The sequence below is a fragment of the Arthrobacter sp. I3 genome (assembly GCF_000520575.1).
In the GTDB taxonomy this organism is placed as follows: domain Bacteria; phylum Actinomycetota; class Actinomycetes; order Actinomycetales; family Micrococcaceae; genus Arthrobacter; species Arthrobacter humicola_A.
The window spans coordinates 23,765-40,350 of sequence record NZ_KI914924.1 but is presented as its reverse complement, the minus strand read 5'-3'; the positions used below and the strand labels follow the sequence as shown (position 1 = coordinate 40,350).

Genomic DNA, 16,586 nt, shown 5'->3' with positions numbered 1-16,586 from the left:
GGGAGCGGGTGTTGACGACATTGGGCGGCGTGTACCGGGCCGCCCAGCCCGCGGGCCAGACCAGCAGGAACGACCCCGCATAGGCGATCACCGGTGAGATCAGCAGCGGGAGCACCACCTGGGACAGGAGCGAGGCGTCAACGCCCATGACGGGGTTTCCGCCGACGGCGACGCTCGCGACCCCCGCCCCGGCGAGCCCGCCGACCAGGGCATGGGTGGAGGACGAGGGAATGCCGCGCCACCACAAGTAGACGCCCCAGAGGATGGCGCTCAGCAGCGCGGCCAGCAGAATCGTCAGGCCGTTTGTGCCCGGCGGCAGCGACAGCCACGCCTGGCTGACGGCCAGGGCCAGGGCGGCGCTCAGCCCGGCACCGATGAAGTTGAACAGGCTGGCCAGAATCACCGCCACTGTTGGGGTCAGCGCGCGCGTCCGCACGGCCAGCGCCACCGATGAGGACGCGTCCCTGAACCCGTTGAGGAATGCAAAGGCCCCGGCGCAGAGCAGCACCAGGGCAAGGAAGAAGAGCACCACGTCAGGATTCCTTGACGATGATGCTGCCCACCTGGGTGGCGATCCGGCGCATGTCCTTCGTGACTTCCACGAGCTGGTTCGCGACATCGCGGTTGCGCGCGTACTGCATGGCCTTCATCTCGTGGAGCATGTCCGCGACCCAGACCCGGTGCGTGCGCTCGGCACGCTTGGCCAGGCGCAGGATCTCGATCCAGTAGTCCTCGAGGTCGTCCAGATTGTTCAGCCGCCGCATCGCATCGACCGTTAGTTCGGCCTGGCGGCTGATGATTTCCAGCTGGTCGGCGGCCCGCCTGGGCAGCCGTTCGAGCTTGTAAAGGGAGACGAGCTCGGCGGCGGCGTCGAGCTTCTCCATGGCCTCGTTGAGGAACCGGGACAGCGTGTACATGTCCTCGCGCGGCAGCGGGTTCACGAAGCTGGTGCGCATGTGGGTCAGGAGGGCAAAGTGCAGCTCCGCGGATTTGGCCTCGTGGTTGTGCATGTCCTCCACCAGCCGGGCATGCTCGCTGGCCGGGGCGCCGAGGATCTCCGAGAGTGTTCCGGTCCCCAGCACGATCTGGCGCGCCATTTGGGAGAGCAGGTTCAGTCCGGCGGACTCCTGGGGGAACAGGCGCAGCTTCACGTGGTGTCACCGGTCTTCCGGGAGGAGGTTCGCGGGTGGAGTCGGCCGGCCGTGTGACTTGACGGTGACCAGTGCATACGCATCACTTTACCGTCCGCGGCGGGTCCGGCCCGGCCCGACGCGGCGTGTGACGGCGCAGGTGAAAACCGGGCGAACATCAGGGTAAGAAGGCATGAAAATGGTGCCGAACCGGATACGCCTCTCGGCGGTAGGCCGCTCTAGGCGGCTAAATGTTGAAGCCCGGGGGTTTCGCGGTTCGGCACCGCTTTTAGTTTTCTACGTAGGTTCATGCAAGTCAACATTGACAGCCTGCCCGAGCCGTGCGTGTCCTGGGTGCTGCGGGCCCGTCATCCGGGCGCCTGCCGCCCGGCCCGGCTGGCCCCTCAGTCCAGTTCGCCCAGCCGCCACGCGTTGGCGGCGTGCTCGAGGTCCTCGGCCGTCTTGACGAGCAGATGCGAGTTGCGGGTGAGTTTGCTGGCGTGGTTTTCGTTGCTGTGCTCGGCGTTGTCCGCAAGCGTTGCCTGGCCCAGGGCCACCACGCGGCAGAACGCTGCGGAGCGTTCCAGGGCGACGTCGAATTCGCCGTCGAACGCCCCGGAGAGGATGGCGTCCGCCATGGATTTCATCTCATCGGCGCCGGGCGGTTCGGCCGCGCCGGCGACCACATGCGAAACCTGGGCCGTGTCCTTGCCCGCCTTGAAGTAGACGGAGATCCGCTCGGGATCCTGGATGGTGGCGGCCCGCAGGGCGTACAGGCGCCACAGCGCGCCGGGGAGGGACCGGGCGGGGCTTTCGGCCCACATTTCGGCGATTGCTTCCAGGCCCTGCTCATCGGCGAGTTTGACGAGCCGTTTGGTGACTTTGGGATCGTCGCTGTCCCGGCCGCGGCGTACGAGAGCCTGCGCGGCCAGATGGGCCGCCTCTGAGACGCGGGCAGGATCGGCCCCTCCGGCGAAAGGCTCAAAGTCGATCGGTGCGAAGGGTTTCGGCTTGTGGTGCCGCGGGCCGGGGGCGCTTGATCCTGCTTGCTCGCTCATGCCCCCACGCTACTCCAGTGCCGCAAGGGAATCGAGGATCGGTGCGCGCTGCTGCTATAGACGCCGGGGGCCGACGACGCAGGTGCGGCCAACGTGAAAAAAGCCGGCCCGGGTCTGGGGTACAGTGTTAACGTCCAGAAATGGACTGGGCCGAAACGCGCTGCACCAGCGGATTTATCCGCTGGTTCGGGGCTCTCGGCTGGGGCCTTTAGCTCAGTTGGTAGAGCATCGGACTTTTAATCCGTGGGTCGTGGGTTCGATCCCCACAGGGCCCACTCTTTTAGCGAAGAGTGGAAAAACCCCGGTTTCCTGCAACAGGAAGCCGGGGTTTTTTGTGCCCGCCACCGGGGTCCTGTCCTGGCGGGCCGGGGCCCCAGCCCCCAGCGCTCCGGGGCCCTGGAGCCCTGTGGGTGCAACCACCCGGATTGTACGGCTGGCTAGTTACCAGTTCCGCTAGGCTTGGCGAATGGACTCCCACGGCGCCTCCGGATACTGGTATGGCCCCGATGACAGCCTGGATCCTCCGGCGGCGATCCTGCAGGCCCTCCGCGACTATCGGATCTCGGAGGTGGCGACGAGGCGGTCCACCCGCGATTCGATGGGGATGGGTGAGACGGACCTGCTGGCTTTGCGCTACCTGCTGCGGGCCAAAGCGACAGGCGAACGGGTTGGTCCGAAGGATCTCAGCCGCGTCCTGGGCATCACCACCGCTTCCACAACGTCCCTGATCGACCGGCTGGTAGCAAGCGGGCACGTCCGGCGGGAGCCGCACCCGACGGACCGTCGCTCCCTTGTGATCGTGCCGACGGTGGCGACGGACTCCGAAGTCCGCGCCACGCTTGGACACATGCACCGGCGCATGATGGAGGTGGCAGAGTCCATGAGCGCGGAGGACGCCCGCGTGGTCATCACTTTCCTCCGCCGGATGAGCGCGGCCATCGGCGCCGAGCGGCATAACTAGCTCGTTTAACTAGTTATATGTATGCTTACTACTTGTTTTTTAGATCTCAACGAGAGTAGGCGCCGTGGCTGAATCCGCAACCCTGACCGGGGACCCCGCGACAGAGCTCCCGCCCGGTGGCCCGCTGCACTGCGGCGCACCCATGCAGTGGACCTCGCCGGAGCCGGCGATGCCCTCCTACTCGTTCGGGCCCGCGGACCCGTCGCTCGATCTCCCGGCCCTGTGGCGCTGTCCGTGTGGCTTCCAGCTCGACGGCGGGATCCAGCTGGATGGTGGCGAACAGGGCGCCGATCAGGCTGCTGCGGAGCTTGACGCGGCCTGCTGACCCAGCCGCCCGCTTCTCACCCGGCTGCTCTTCACCGCAGCACCGCGTCAGCCGGGAACCGGCTCCTCACCCCGGGGCACCAGCCGGGGCCGGGCCGGCACCAGCGCGGTAGGGGAGGCCACCTGCAGCCGGTCCGCAGGGACACCCGGCAACCCGGATGCCGCGTCCAGACGAAACGTTACGACGTCGCCGGAGCGTTCGTGGGCGACGTGCAGCAAACCGTCGCGGATCAGATGGTGCCGGGGCCAGTTGCCGCCGCTGGGGACGTCGGCCACCGGACGCAGCGCCGCGCCCCCGGCCTCCACCTCCAGCACGCAGATCCGGTTCGAACCGCGGACGCCCACATAGGCGTACCTGCCGTCGGCCGCCAACGCGATCTCTGCCGCCGAATCATCCCGCTGCGCCCCGCCGGCGGTGGCGGGCCCGACGAAAACGAGCCGGAAGTCCCCGGAGTCCGGCGACAACCCGGCCACAGCCACCTCGATTGAATACTCGGTCACCACAAAGACGTGGCCGTCCGGATGTTGGACCAGGTGCCGGGGGCCGCTGTCCCGAGGCAGGACCACCTCGTGGTCCAGGGCCGGCCCCAGAGCCCGCTCCGGTCCGGAGCTGACATTTCCAGATCCGCAGCAGGTCGTGGCCGAGGTCGGTGGTCATCACCCTTCCGTCGGCCAGCATGAGTGCCGCGTGAGCGCGGCTCGGCCGTTTTTCCCGTTCGCCGGGGCCGCCGCCGGGAGCTTCACCGTACGGGTCGCGCGATTCGACGCCGGCCGTCCGGTCAACGATGCCGCCGTCGGCGGCCAGCTCATAGAACAGCACCTGGCCGTCGCCCCAGCAGCAGACAACGAGGAAACGGCCGGAAGGCTCGACGGCGACATGGCAGGCCGCGTCACCGGCTGGCCACGCCGGGCCCGCGGGCTCCAGGCCAAACGCGCCGGCCCGGCGGTAGGCCCGGACGGTCCTGGCCTGCTCGGCCACTGCATAGACCACAGGGAGAGAAGGGTGAACCGCCAGGAAGGACGGCGAGTCGGCCGGCGCCGCAATACCCAGCCACCGCAATGTGCCGTCGGCCGCCGCGGCAACCGCGCCGATCCCCGTGCCGCGGCCGCCGGAATCTGCCGTGTAGGAGCCGGTCCAGATCAGATCGTGTGCAGGCAGGGAGTCCATGTTGTCATCCTGCCAGCCGCCGCCGCCAAGGCATCCCAAGCAGGCGTCACAATCCGCCGCCGCAAAACCCGGCCAATCACAGCAGACCCAATCACAGCTGGCCGCGGGCGGCTTCGGTAGCATGGGGCAATCGAGCAACTGCAGCAAAGGAGGTGGGTCCCGTTCACGCAAGTCCAGCAAGGATGCCCGCCCAGCAGTGCCGGCCGCGGCCAGCTCACGGTGAGGGCGTCTGACACCCGACCGAAAGGCGCTCCCATGCCAGTAATCCGCCATCTTTCCCCGCACGAGATACTCACGGCCAGGCTCCGTTCAGCCGGCTGCGTGTTTGCCGAAGACGAGGCCCGCCTGCTGATCGAGGCGGCCCCGACGCCGGAGGCGCTCGAACGGATGGCCGGCCGGAGGGTCGCCGGCCTTCCCCTCGAACACATTCTCGGTTGGGCGGAATTCTGCGGACTCCGCATCGCGGTCGGCACCGGAGTCTTCGTGCCCCGCCGCCGGACGGAATTCCTCGTCCGGCAGGCCGCTGCGCTCCTCGACGCAAGCCGCATGGCGCGGGGCGACGCCCCGGCACCGGTCGTTGTCGATCTCTGCTGCGGGTCCGGCGCCGTCGGTGCGGCGCTCGCGGCCCTCGCCGGCCCCGCCGAACTCCACTGCGCCGATATCGACCCCGCGGCCGTATCCTGCGCACGCACCAACGTCCTGCCCCTGGGCGGGGAGGTCCACGAGGGTGATCTCTATGCTCCCCTCCCGCCAGGCCTCCGGGGCCGGGTCCGGCTGCTGGCCGTCAACGCCCCCTACGTTCCCTCGGCAGACATCGAAACCATGCCGCAGGAAGCGCGCGTCCACGAGCCGCGGGCCTGCCTCGACGGCGGCGCCGACGGGCTTCAGGTGCAGCGGCGGGTCGCCGCCGGCGCACGTCAGTGGCTGGCGCCCGGCGGCCACGTGCTGATAGAGACCAGCCGCCGGCAGTCCGCGCAGACGGCCGGAATCCTCCGCGGGCACGGGCTGGCGGCCCGGGTGCTGCGCTCGGAGGAACTGGGGGCCACCGTGGTGGCCGGCGAGCTGCTGCCCTCCGGCGGGCGGTAGCCGGCAGAGGCGGCGACGGTGGCCCCTCAAAGAACCCCTAGGGCAGTTTGTCCTCGTTCACGTTGGTGGCCGGGCCCGCCGGGGTGGCACCGCCCTCGTCCGACCAGTCCTGGCCGGTCTGGTCGGTGAGCGCAGGGTCGGAATGGACATCACGGGCCGCGGGTGCCGGCGTTCCGGGCGTGGCCGCTCCCTTTTTTCCGGGCGTGGCCGTTCCGGGCGTGGCCGCGGACGTGCTTCCGTGGCCGGCATCGCGGTGGACAGCGGAGCTTATGACGGTACCGGCGCGGCGGGCGGCTTCGCCGAGATGTTCGGAGACCTCGGGGGCTTTGTCTTTGACCGTTTCTGCTGCCGCGGCCACCTTGTCCTGGACCGGCTTGCTGTGCCAGAGTTCTGCCGACCTGGCCTTGAGCTTGTCATAGGCTGCGCGGCCTGACCGCGATCCCAGGACGTACCCTGCTGCCAGTCCGGTGGCGAAAAGAAATTTGCCTTTCATGCTGTGCTCCTGCTCCCTGACGTAGGTGAAAAGTAGACGTTGTTGAACAGTTCCTGGACAGTGGGTGGCAGTGCCGGCCCATGTGGCCGGCAGGCCGCCTTGCTGTCAAAATAGTGCAAAAAACCGGCCCCGGGAATAACCCAGGGCCGGTTTCCGGTCAGCTTCCGTGTTAGCGGGCTGAGCGCTTGCTGATCATGCCGTAGACGAGCAGGACGATGATCGCACCGCCGATGGCCAGCAGCCAGGTCGACAGCGAGAAGAACTCGTTGATGCCCACGCCGAACAGTGCGCTGCCAATGAATCCGCCGAGCAGGGCGCCGACGACGCCCAGGATCAGAGTGATGATGATGCCACCGCCCTGACGTCCCGGGAGGATGGCCTTAGCGATTGCGCCGGCGATGAGGCCCAGAATCAGAAATGCGAGAAAACCCATTTTTCGTTCCTTCTTCTTTCATAGAGGAGGCACCCGGATTGCCGGGTGCGCTACATCCTTCTGCCCTAATACTAATCATGCTTAGTATCAAAGAGCCACCCGAGACCCGTGGGTTCGGCGGGCGGCGTGCCAAAACAGCCGACTGCGCCCTACCATGCGTAGTCTTCCGGAGCGGTCCTGTGGCCCGGGAAAATCTCGTCGAGGCGCTTGAGCGCATCGGTGTCGAGCTTCAATTTGTGCGCCCTGACGGAGGCTTCGAGCTGCTCGAGGGTACGCGGGCCGATGATCGGAGCGGTGACTGCCGGCTGGTGGAGCAGCCACGCGAGTGCCACGTCCGCGGGTTCCTGACCCAGTTCGGCGGCGAATTCCTCGTATCGCCGGATCTGTTTCTGGTGCGACTTGAGCGCCTCGAGGGCCCGGCCCGCGATGCGCCGGACGCCGTCGTTCTCCTTCTTCAGCACTCCGCCGAGCAGGCCGCCGTGCAACGGCGACCATGGCAGGATCCCCAGGCCATACTGCTGGGCGGCCGGGATGACCTCCAGTTCCACGTCCCGGGTCAGCAGGTTGTAAATCGACTGCTCGCTGACCAGCCCGTTGTAGTTGCGGCGGCCGGCGGTTTCCTGGGCCCGGGCGATGTGCCAGCCGGCGAAGTTGCTGCTGCCGGAGTACAGGATCTTGCCTTGCTGGACGGCGACCTCGATAGCCTGCCAGATCTCATCCCAGGGCGTGTTCCGGTCCACGTGATGGAACTGGTACAGATCGATGTAGTCCGTCTGCAGCCGTTTCAGGCTGGCGTCGAGCGCCCGGCGGATGTGCAGTGCCGAGAGTTTGGACTCGTTGGGCCGGTCGGTCATGGTGCCGAACAACTTGGTGGCAAGCACCGTGCGCTCGCGGCGCTCGCCCCCCTGGGCGAACCAGCGGCCGACTATCTCCTCCGTCCAGCCGCGGTGGCTGGACCCGCCATACACATTGGCCGTGTCGACGAAGTTGATGCCGGCGGCCTGCGCGGTGTCCAGGATGGCGAAGGCCTGCGTCTCCTCGGTCTGCGGGCCAAAGTTCATGGTGCCCAGGCAAAGGCGCGAGACTGTCAGGCCGGAACGGCCCAAATGCGAATAGCGCATGAAGTTTTCCTCTCCGCCCTGGCCTCCTCTGCCCTGACGGGTTGCGGGTTTCTCCGGAGCGGGGCGGTGCGTGCCGGCCCGCTCCGGAGTCTGGCGTCAACGCTCCAGGCGGAACCCCAGCTTGATGGTGACCTGCCAGTCGGCGACCTGCCCGTTTTCAAGGTGGCCGCGGATCTCCTTGACTTCGAACCAGTCAAGGTTCCGGAGGGTCTTGGCGGCCTCGGTGATGCCGTTCCGGACGGCCGCATCGACACCCTCGCTCGAGGTTCCGACAATTTCAGAAATGCTGTAAGTGTGATTAGACAACTTCGCTCCTCGTGATCGCCATCGATGCCCGGCTGTGGGCCGTTCCTGCAGACTAGCCGACCGAACCCGGCCGGACTAGGGGTTTGTGCCCGGAGTCCGGGACGCCGGGAGGCGGTCCGGGCAGCGGGCGTTTGGCCTGCCGGGGCGGGACGTCTGCGCGCGGCCTGATCCGGCTCACCATCCAGGGCAGCATGTAGTGCGCCATCCAAGCCAGGTCACCGGCCCGGGTCTCCCGCCAGTTGCCCGGCGGCATCGGCTTCGGCTCCAGCGGCCGCAGGCGGTGTGGCACGCTGAGCGTGTCCAGGACCATGGCCGCAATGGTGTGGTGTCCCAGCGGCGAGAAGTGCAGGCGGTCCGGATCCCACATCCGCGGATCGCTCAGTTGCCGCAGGGCCCACAAATCGGCGATGACGACATCATGCCGGGCGGCGATGACACGGATGTTCTCGTTGAATACCGCGACCTTCCCCCGGATGTGTCCGAACACGGCGGTTTCGCCCCAGTCCGGCCCGGTGAACAGGACTACCGTGGCCCCGGTGGCAGAGAGGGCTGCCACGGCGTCGTCCAGGGCCGCGGCCATCCGGTCCGGATCGCCGCGATGAAACACGAGATCGTTCCCGCCGGCGGAGAGCGAGACGAGGTCAGGCTTCAGGTTCAGGGCCGGTCCGAGTTGCTGGTCGAGGATTTCGCGCAGGACCAGGCCGCTGATGGCAAGGTTTGCGTACCCGAACTCGCGGCGGCCCTCGCCGAGTTCCTCGGCGATTCGGTCCGCCCACCCCCGAATGCCCCCGGGGCTCAGCGGTTCCGGGTCGCCGACGCCTGCCGTGAACGAGTCGCCCAAGGCGACATACCGGCTCCATGGCCGGGAACGCAGGTCACCGGCACGCCCGCGTGCGGAGCTCTGATCCCCTGGATGCCACGGCCCCGCGGCGGGGAAGTTGTCGCCGGTACCGCCGGCGTCCGGCTCTAGGAACCTGGCGGCGTTCACATCACCAGCAATACGCCGATATTCCATGCCTCGCTAGGTACTTATGCCCCTAGCGGGGCGGCATGCGGCCTCGGCGGCCACCCCCGGCCGTCCGCCACCCGGGAGGCGAAATACTCAGGGGGGTATGATGTGGAGCCTGACGCATCGAACCGGAGGAACCAATGGAACTCGATCCCACTGACATGAAGCCTGTTATTAACCGGCTTCGCCGCGCCCAAGGCCAGCTCGCGGCCGTCACCAGGATGATCGAGGAGGGCCGTGACTGCAAGAGCGTCGTGACCCAGCTGGCGGCCGTTTCGAGTGCCCTGGACAAGGCTGGATTCTCCATCATTGCCACGGGCCTGCAGCAGTGCATGCAGCAGGAAGACCCCAGCCTGGACCGCGCCGAACTCGAGAAGCTCTTCCTCTCGCTCGCCTGAGCTCATCCGGGCAAGGCGCGGGTCTGTGTCAGGCGGGGCCGCCGGCCAGCACGAAGGTCTTCAGGTCGTCAAGGGTCTGCTGCATGTGGGCGTCCATGGCGTCGCGGGCGCGGTGCGGGTCGCGGGAGGCCAGGGCGTCAGCGATGTTCTGATGGTGCCCGATGGCGTGCTCCTGGATCTCCGGCACCTTGGAAGTTTCCGTCCGCCGTTTTTCCAGCACGCGGTGCAAGGGCTCGAATAACACGGCGACGAAGACGTTTTCCGAGGCCTGCAGGATGAGGTCGTGGAAAGCGAGGTCTTCCTCCACGAATGCTGCGAGATCGTTCCTCTCGTGGGCCAGCCGCATCCTGTCGACGTGCGCGCGGAGGGCCTCGATGTCCGTGTCCGACATCCGCCCGGCAGCCAGTTCGCAGGCGCCCGTCTCCAGCATCCGCCGGAGCTCGATGAGCTGGATGGCGGCCGAGGCGTCGTTTGTGCCCTCCGAGGCTGCCCGCAGTACGGCGTCCAGGGAGCCCCAGCGGTTCACCGGGTTCACGAACGTGCCCCGGCCGCGTTCCACGCTGAGGATCCGCTGGGCTTCAAGGGTCTTCATGGCCTCGCGCACGGTCATGCGGCTGACTTCGTGCCGGGAGCTGAGCTCCAGTTCGCCGGGGACGCTCGCGCCGGGCGGAAACTCGCCGCCAATAATCCGGTCCAGCAGTTCGTCGGCCACAACGCCGACCAGCGATTTCCTAGCCAATTCTCCCCGTCCAGCGACTTGTTGCCTGATGGCGTGCTCGATGGCCAAGTCTACTTGCGCGTCGTTGTGCCATATGCCACACTAGCATTCATATGCAAGATGTCTGACATCTTACATTTTGTTCCTGCTGCGGCTCGCGGAGAACCGCAGTTTTCCACTGACAGATCCACACACAATGGAGTGCATAGTGCCCCTCGAAGCAGACGTGCTGGCCGCTTTCCCCGCGGAAGTACAGATCCCCGCCCGGCTGGTGGCAGACAGCGTGGCCGCCTCCTCCGAGGCATCCCCCCGTGTCCTGGTCGTACTCGACGACGACCCCACCGGTACCCAGTCCGTGGCGAACCTGCCGGTCCTCACCCGCTGGGAAGTGGCGGACTTTGCCTGGGCGTTCGCCTACGAAGTCAACGGCCAGCGCCAGCGCGCGGTCTACGTGCTGACCAACACCCGCAGCCTTGACCCTGCCGAGGCGGCTGCCCGCAACGAGGAGATCGTCCGTAACGCACTCGCGGCCGCAGCGTCCGCTGAACCCGCGCTTCGGCTCAGCTTTGTCAGCCGCAGCGACTCCACCCTCCGCGGACACTACCCGCTCGAACCGGACGTCATCGCCGCCACCGTCACCGCCGTCAACGGCGAGAAGACGGACGGCGTCGTGATCGTTCCCGCGTTCCCCGACGCGGGCCGCGTGACGGTCGGCGGCGTGCACTTCACCCGCGGCACAGGCAAGGACGCCGGGCAGCTCACCCCCGTGGCCGAGACCGAATTCGCCCGGGACGCCAGCTTCGGCTTCGCCAACTCGGAGATGGCCAAGTACGTCGAGGAGAAGTCGAACGGCCGGTTCCCCGCGGATTCGGTGATCGTGCTGGATCTGGACATCATCCGGGCGTCCGCCGATCCGATGATCTCCGCCAAGGCCATTGCCGATGCCGTCGACGCCGCCACGGATTCGACTCCGATCGTGGCGGACATCGTCACCGAAAACGACCTGCGGGCACTGGCCCTGGGCCTGGAAGAAGCGGAAAGCCGCGGCAAGAAGCTGCTCTACCGCGTGGGCCCGCCGTTTGTCCGGGCACGGATCGGCCAGGAAATCCGCACCGAACTCAGCGGCGAGGAAGCCTATGCGGGCAATACCCCCTCGGAAGCCGGCGGCTTGATCATGGTCGGCTCGCACGTCGGTGTCACCACCCGCCAGCTCAACGCCCTCACCGAGCAGCACAGCGCGGCCCGGATCGTGGAGATCGACGTCGAGAAGCTCCTCGGCGACAACGCGGGGGAGTACCTGGACGAAACCGTGGACACGGTGGTCGCTGCACTCCGCGGCGGCGACGTGATCGTGCACACGAGCCGGCTCCTGATCAAGACCTCCGACGCCGCCGAAAGCCTGCGGATCGCCCGCACCGTCTCCGCCGCCGTCGTCGCGGTGGTGAACCGCACGCTGAAGACTTTCCCGCCCCGCTTCGTGATCGCCAAGGGCGGCATCACGTCCTCGGACGTGGCCGCACACGGCCTGGAAATCCGGCACGCGATAGTCCGCGGGCCCATGCTGCCGGGCATCGTCAGCCTGTGGGAACCGGTGGACGGACCGGCCAAGGGCATCCCGTACATCGTCTTCGCCGGCAACGTGGGCGACGACCAGTCCCTCGCCGATGTCACGCGAAAGCTCAGCAACACCTTCTAATCCCCGCCGGCTCCCAGCCTTCACAACCTCAGGCAGGGCCCCCGCCGGTATGGGCCCAGCACCACACGTCATTCGATGGAGAGCACCATGACCAGCAACTACACCATCACCGTCCTTGGCCTTGGCGCCATGGGCCTGCCCATGGCCACGCGCCTGGCAAGCGAGCTCACCGTCCACGGCTTCGACATCGCCGAACCGCGCCTGAAGCTGGCTGAAGAGGCCGGCATCCGCACCTTCGCCTCCGCACGGGAAGCCTCGAAAGGCGCCGACGCGCTGCTGCTGGCAGTGCGCAACGGTGAACAGCTGGGCGATGTCCTGTTCGGCGAGAACGGCGTGGCCTCCGTGCTCAAGCCGGGCGCCGTCGTGATCCTGGGCAGCACCGTGGGCACCGAGGCCATCCCGGCCACCGTCGACCGCCTGGCCGAATACGGCGTCGAACTGGTTGATGCCCCGCTGTCCGGCGGCCCCAAGCGTGCCGGCGAGGGCGACCTCCTGATCGTGGTGGGCGCCTCGCCCGAGGCCCGGGAAAAGGCCCGCCCGGCCCTTGAGCTGCTGGCCTCCACCCTGACCGTGGTCGGCGACAAGCCCGGCGACGGCCAGGCCCTCAAGACCGTCAACCAGCTGCTCTGCGGCATCCACATCGCCGCCGCCGCCGAGGCGATGGCCCTGGCCGACGCCCTCGGCCTGGACCAGGCCAAGACCCTCGCCGCCCTCGAAGCCGGCGCAGCGGGCTCCTTCATGCTCTCCAACCGCGGACCGCGCATCCTGGAGGCCTACACCGAGGACGGCGCCGAAGTCCTCAGCCGGCTGGACATCTTCGTCAAGGACATGGGGATCGTCGGCAAGGCCACCCGCGCCGCCGGCCTCGCCGCCCCGGTAGCCGCCGCCGCCGAGCAGCTCTACCTCCTCGGCCAGGCCCAGGGCCTCGCCGCCGCCGATGACTCCGCCGTCATCAAGGTCGTCGCGCCCACCAGGCGCACCGCCTAACCAGCCATCCCATCCCCGACGACGGCGGTCCCCCCTCCGCCGTCGCCGGTTCCCCACCCCACTGTTCCGCCACTTTTACCTCACGGTTGAATCGTCGGACGACCTTCCTGTCAAAGGAGACACCTCTTCATGACCCCCCTGCTCAATTCCCTGATGGTGCGCGCCGCCGACGCGCCCGTCATCAAGCCGGCCGTGGAGCTGGGAACTCCGCTGCTGCTGACAATCGCGGCGGCCGGCGTCGCCCTGCTGCTGGTGATGATCATCCGCTTCAAGATCCAGGCCTTCGTGGCCCTGCTGACCGTCAGCATCCTGGTGGCCGTGGCCGCGCAGATCCCGCTCAAGGACGTGTTCACCGTGGTGGCCGCCGGGGTGGGAGGCACCATGGGCAAGGTCGCCCTCCTGATTGCGCTCGGCGCGATCCTGGGGCGGATGATCGAGGTCTCCGGCGGCGTCCAGTCCCTCGCCGACCACTTCACCGCCAAGCTCGGGGCCACCCGGGTGGCCGTGGCCCTCACCGCCGTCGGCTTCCTGGTCGCGATTCCGGTGTTCTTCGAGGTCGGCATCATTGTCCTGGTCCCGGTCGTCTACGCCTTCGCTAAAATCGCCAACGTCCACCCGGTGAAGTTCGGCCTGCCCATGGCCGGCATCATGCTGGCCATCCACGTGGCCGTGCCCCCGCACCCGGGGATTGTTGCCGGTGCCGGCGTGCTCGGCGCCGACATCGGACTGATCGCCCTGATCTCGCTGACGATCTGCGTGCCGCTGGGCTTCCTGTCCTACTGGGTCGCGTCCATCATGAACCGCAAGACCTACGAGCTGCTGCCGGCCGTCAAAACCCAGGTGGACGAGTTCGGCTCCGCCGCCATGGTCCGCGTTGGCCACGAGGGCCCGGGCAGCAAAGCCATCGCCCCGCCCCGTCCGGGACTGATCATCTTCCTCATCGCCACCCCGATCGTGCTGATCCTCCTCGGCACCGTCGGCACCCTGGTGATCGACAAGAACGACTTCTGGTACGGTGTCGCGGCGTTCGTGGGCAACCCCGTCTTCGCCCTGCTGGTGGCCGTTGCGCTCTGCTTCTTCCTCCTGGCCGTCCGCCGGCAGTGGTCGCTGACGGAAACCGGCGAAATCTTCGAAGGCGCGCTGCCTCCGATCGCGTCCATCCTGATGGTTGTTGCGGCAGGCGGCGTGTTCGGCAGCGTCCTGCAGGTGAGCGGAATCGGCAAGGCTCTCTCCGAATCCCTCGACACGCTCGGCGTTCCGCTGCTGCTGCTTGGCTTCATCATCTCCCTCGCCCTCCGCGCAGCCCAGGGCTCGGCCACCGTCGCGATCGTCACCACGGCCGGCCTGCTCTCCTCCGCCGTCGCCGGCGGCGGCTACACGCCGGCGCAGACCGCCGTGATCGTGATCGCCATCGGGTTCGGCGCCCTCGGCCTCTCCCACGTGACCGACGCCGGTTTCTGGGTGGTTGTGCGCTACTACGGACTGACCGTCGCCGACGGCCTCAGGACCTGGACCGTGCTCACCACCGTGCTGGGACTGGCAGGCTTCGCCCTGACATTCGTCGCCTGGATGCTGGTGGGGGGACTGAGCGCCTGATGCGTACCCAACTGGACACCCTGGTGACCGGCGCCCTGCAGCAAGGCTCTGCCGTTCCGGCGTTCACCTGTTACGACTTCACCACCGCGCTCGCCGTTGTGGGGGCGGCCGAGGAATCCGGCCGGGGCGCCATCCTGCTGGTCGCGCCGAAGACCGCGGCAACGCCCAACGGGCTGCGGCTGATCGCCGCCCTGCGCGGACTCGCCGACGCAGCCTCGGTGCCGATTGCGGTGCAGCTGGATCATGCCACCGACCCGCAGGTGATCGCCGACGCCGTCAGTGCCGGGGCCGACTCGGTGCTGGTCGACGGGTCCTCACTGCCGTACGAGGACAACATAGACCTGGTCCGGAACGTCCGCGCGGCCCTGGCAGGGCAGGGCCGGGGCGACGTCGTCATTGAAGCAGAACTCGGCGGACTCGCCGGCGACGAGGACCGGGCCTTCGGGACCGACGCCGCGGATAACGCAGGCAGCACAGTGGCGGACGCCCCCGCCGGGCTCACCGACTCCGCCCAGGTGGAGGACTTCGTGGCCCGCACCGGGGCGCAGCTGCTCGCCGTGGCTGTAGGCAATGTCCATGGCAAGTACAAAGGCGAGCCCCGGCTGCGCTGGGACGTGCTGCAGGACATCGCCGTGCGGACCCGGATCCCGCTGGTCCTGCACGGCGCCTCCGGCATTCCGGCCGAGGAACTGGTCAAGGCCGCCGCGATGAACGTGGGCAAGGTCAACTTCAACACCGAGCTGCGCACCGGCGTCCTGGCGGTCCTTGAGGAACAGACCACCGCCCACCGGGCCGACGGCGAGAACCTCCAGGCACTGCTGGGCCTGTGGAATGCCTCGGCCAGGACTTTCGCGGCCACAGCCCTGGCCACACTCTCGCGCTGACACTGTGACTGCCAGAGCAGTATGGCCCGCAGCCGGCGCGCATCCGGGCCATACTGCTCTGGCCGCCAGGGCGCCCCGGCCCGACAATGATGGCACCACAGCCTGCCTTCCCGAGGGGTGCCATGCTTGCGCAGCAGCGGCCAGCCGGCGACCCGGCGCCGACGCCGGACCGAGACCCGGTGATCGACCTTGTCCGGTTCTTTTGCCTGGCATTGGTGGTGGTCGCGCACACCATGATGGTGAGTCCCGTCCTGCACCCGGACGGCACCGTGACGTCCGAGAACACCTTGGGCGATCAGCACTGGTTTGAACCAGTGGTGTGGGTCTTCCAGATCATGCCGCTGTTCTTTGTGGCCGGAGGCATCACCGGGCTGCAGTCCTGGCGCCGGCTCCGCGCCAGGGGCGGCAACGCCTTCGATTTCATGCAGGCCCGGCTGCTGCGCCTGATCCGGCCGGCCGCCGTCCTGCTGGCGGTCATGTTCGTTGGCCTGTCGGCGGCCCGCCTCGCAGGGGTTGACCCTCAGGTCATCGAACTGCTCACCAGCGGGGCCGGCATGCCGCTGTGGTTCCTGGCCGCGTACCTCGCTGCGCAACTCAACCTTCCCTGGCTGGCGGCCCTCCACACCCGCGCGCCATGGCTGACCTTCGCCGGCCTCACCGCCCTGGTGGTGACGGTCGATTGCCTGCGGGGAGTGCTGCCGCTGCTGGCATACCTGAACATGCTGTTCCTGTGGTGCGCCGTGCAGCAGCTCGGATTCATCGTGGCGGATGGCCCGCGGCTGCTGCCGGGCCGGCCGGCGCACCTGGGCATCATGGTTGCCAGCAACATGCTGCTGGGGTTGATAGTCCTGCTGGGGCTGTATTCCGGGAACATGCTGGTGAACCTCAATCCGCCCAATGTGACGCTGCTGCTCCTGGGCATCTCGCAGGCCGCCGCCCTCCAGCTCTTCCGGCCGGTGCTGTCCCGGATCGCGTCCGTGACCGGGGTGCGCCGGATGATGGGCGTGGCCGGCCGGCGGTCCATGACTGTTTATCTGTGGCATCTGCCCCTGCTGGCGGCGATGTCCGGTGTGCTGCTGCTGACGGATTTCCCGCAGCCCCCCGGAGGGAGTGCGGCCTGGTGGTGGGGGCGGCCCCTCGTGCTGTTGGGGGTCATCGCCCTGCTGCTGCCGGTGGTGGCATTGTTTGGCAGGCTGGAGGAGCGGCCGACGGCGTCCG

19 protein-coding genes, 1 tRNA gene and 1 pseudogene are annotated in these 16,586 nt (G+C 68.0%); 10 read left to right on the top strand and 11 right to left on the bottom strand.

Annotation, left to right across the window (positions count from 1 at the left end):
• From Y706_RS24955 to Y706_RS0110875, 3 genes are all read right to left on the bottom strand, one after another.
• A partial coding sequence (locus tag Y706_RS24955; protein ID WP_173403071.1) for an inorganic phosphate transporter occupies positions 1 to 532 on the bottom strand: 532 nt, incomplete at its 3' end.
• Between the two features lies 1 nt (position 533).
• Complete coding sequence (locus Y706_RS0110880) at positions 534 to 1,151, bottom strand: DUF47 domain-containing protein (protein ID WP_028276610.1); 618 nt, start codon at positions 1,149 to 1,151, stop codon at positions 534 to 536.
• A 383-nt stretch (positions 1,152 to 1,534) separates the two neighbouring features.
• Entirely contained in the window at positions 1,535 to 2,188 is a 654-nt protein-coding gene (locus Y706_RS0110875; protein ID WP_018774895.1) for a hypothetical protein, read from the bottom strand.
• A gap of 202 nt (positions 2,189 to 2,390) precedes the next feature.
• On the opposite strand from Y706_RS0110875, the gene Y706_RS0110870 reads away from it, so the two are divergent.
• The 3 genes from Y706_RS0110870 to Y706_RS28770 all read left to right on the top strand — a co-directional run bounded on the left by Y706_RS0110870 (position 2,391) and on the right by Y706_RS28770 (position 3,474).
• A tRNA-Lys gene (locus Y706_RS0110870) sits at positions 2,391 to 2,463 on the top strand.
• A gap of 191 nt (positions 2,464 to 2,654) precedes the next feature.
• Positions 2,655 to 3,149, top strand: a complete 495-nt coding sequence (locus Y706_RS0110865) for a MarR family winged helix-turn-helix transcriptional regulator (RefSeq protein ID WP_028276609.1) — start codon at positions 2,655 to 2,657, stop codon at positions 3,147 to 3,149.
• Positions 3,150 to 3,213: 64 nt separating this feature from the next.
• Positions 3,214 to 3,474 (top strand): hypothetical protein, encoded by a 261-nt coding sequence (locus Y706_RS28770; RefSeq protein WP_156945118.1) that lies wholly within the window; start codon positions 3,214 to 3,216, stop codon positions 3,472 to 3,474.
• Between the two features lie 47 nt (positions 3,475 to 3,521).
• On the opposite strand, the gene Y706_RS30195 is transcribed toward Y706_RS28770, so the two are convergent.
• Positions 3,522 to 4,040, bottom strand: coding sequence for a lactonase family protein (locus Y706_RS30195; RefSeq protein WP_253906766.1), 519 nt, complete (start codon positions 4,038 to 4,040; stop codon positions 3,522 to 3,524).
• A gap of 94 nt (positions 4,041 to 4,134) precedes the next feature.
• Positions 4,135 to 4,641, bottom strand: a pseudogene (locus Y706_RS30190) (beta-propeller fold lactonase family protein); the annotation flags it as partial.
• Between the two features lie 255 nt (positions 4,642 to 4,896).
• Here Y706_RS30190 and Y706_RS0110850 point away from each other — a divergent pair.
• Positions 4,897 to 5,727: a putative protein N(5)-glutamine methyltransferase gene (locus Y706_RS0110850; RefSeq protein ID WP_028276608.1), complete on the top strand. Its 831-nt coding sequence runs from the start codon at positions 4,897 to 4,899 to the stop codon at positions 5,725 to 5,727.
• Positions 5,728 to 5,764: 37 nt separating this feature from the next.
• On the opposite strand, the gene Y706_RS24945 is transcribed toward Y706_RS0110850, so the two are convergent.
• The 5 genes from Y706_RS24945 to Y706_RS0110825 form a co-directional block, all read right to left on the bottom strand.
• On the bottom strand, positions 5,765 to 6,220 hold the full coding sequence (locus Y706_RS24945) for a hypothetical protein (RefSeq protein ID WP_043436004.1): 456 nt from the start codon (positions 6,218 to 6,220) through the stop codon (positions 5,765 to 5,767).
• A gap of 169 nt (positions 6,221 to 6,389) precedes the next feature.
• Positions 6,390 to 6,653 carry a GlsB/YeaQ/YmgE family stress response membrane protein gene (locus tag Y706_RS0110840; RefSeq protein WP_018774889.1) on the bottom strand — a complete coding sequence of 88 codons (264 nt, stop codon included), beginning with the start codon at positions 6,651 to 6,653 and terminating at the stop codon, positions 6,390 to 6,392.
• A 149-nt stretch (positions 6,654 to 6,802) separates the two neighbouring features.
• The gene (locus Y706_RS0110835) at positions 6,803 to 7,774 is read right to left on the bottom strand and encodes an aldo/keto reductase (protein WP_028276607.1); all 972 of its coding nucleotides are present in this window, start codon (positions 7,772 to 7,774) and stop codon (positions 6,803 to 6,805) included.
• Between the two features lie 96 nt (positions 7,775 to 7,870).
• Positions 7,871 to 8,080: a dodecin gene (locus Y706_RS0110830; RefSeq protein ID WP_028276606.1), complete on the bottom strand. Its 210-nt coding sequence runs from the start codon at positions 8,078 to 8,080 to the stop codon at positions 7,871 to 7,873.
• Between the two features lie 52 nt (positions 8,081 to 8,132).
• Complete coding sequence (locus tag Y706_RS0110825) at positions 8,133 to 9,095, bottom strand: SGNH/GDSL hydrolase family protein (protein ID WP_253906765.1); 963 nt, start codon at positions 9,093 to 9,095, stop codon at positions 8,133 to 8,135.
• Between the two features lie 134 nt (positions 9,096 to 9,229).
• On the opposite strand from Y706_RS0110825, the gene Y706_RS0110820 reads away from it, so the two are divergent.
• Positions 9,230 to 9,487 (top strand): metal-sensitive transcriptional regulator, encoded by a 258-nt coding sequence (locus tag Y706_RS0110820; protein WP_018774886.1) that lies wholly within the window; start codon positions 9,230 to 9,232, stop codon positions 9,485 to 9,487.
• 28 nt (positions 9,488 to 9,515) lie between these two features.
• Here Y706_RS0110820 and Y706_RS0110815 read toward each other — a convergent pair whose 3' ends face one another.
• Positions 9,516 to 10,226: a FadR/GntR family transcriptional regulator gene (locus tag Y706_RS0110815; RefSeq protein WP_028276604.1), complete on the bottom strand. Its 711-nt coding sequence runs from the start codon at positions 10,224 to 10,226 to the stop codon at positions 9,516 to 9,518.
• Positions 10,227 to 10,413: 187 nt separating this feature from the next.
• Between Y706_RS0110815 and Y706_RS0110810 the strand changes: the two genes are divergently transcribed.
• The 5 genes from Y706_RS0110810 to Y706_RS24940 all read left to right on the top strand — a co-directional run.
• Positions 10,414 to 11,901: a four-carbon acid sugar kinase family protein gene (locus tag Y706_RS0110810; protein WP_028276603.1), complete on the top strand. Its 1,488-nt coding sequence runs from the start codon at positions 10,414 to 10,416 to the stop codon at positions 11,899 to 11,901.
• Positions 11,902 to 11,988: 87 nt separating this feature from the next.
• On the top strand, positions 11,989 to 12,888 hold the full coding sequence (locus Y706_RS0110805) for an NAD(P)-dependent oxidoreductase (RefSeq protein ID WP_028276602.1): 900 nt from the start codon (positions 11,989 to 11,991) through the stop codon (positions 12,886 to 12,888).
• 129 nt (positions 12,889 to 13,017) lie between these two features.
• Entirely contained in the window at positions 13,018 to 14,484 is a 1,467-nt protein-coding gene (locus Y706_RS0110800) for a GntP family transporter (RefSeq protein WP_028276601.1), read from the top strand.
• Positions 14,484 to 15,368 (top strand): class II fructose-bisphosphate aldolase, encoded by an 885-nt coding sequence (locus Y706_RS0110795; RefSeq protein WP_028276600.1) that lies wholly within the window; start codon positions 14,484 to 14,486, stop codon positions 15,366 to 15,368. The genes Y706_RS0110800 and Y706_RS0110795 overlap by 1 nt, the downstream gene beginning before the upstream one ends.
• A 122-nt stretch (positions 15,369 to 15,490) precedes the next feature.
• The coding region (locus tag Y706_RS24940; protein ID WP_043436003.1) for an acyltransferase family protein at positions 15,491 to 16,586 on the top strand (1,096 nt) is incomplete at its 3' end.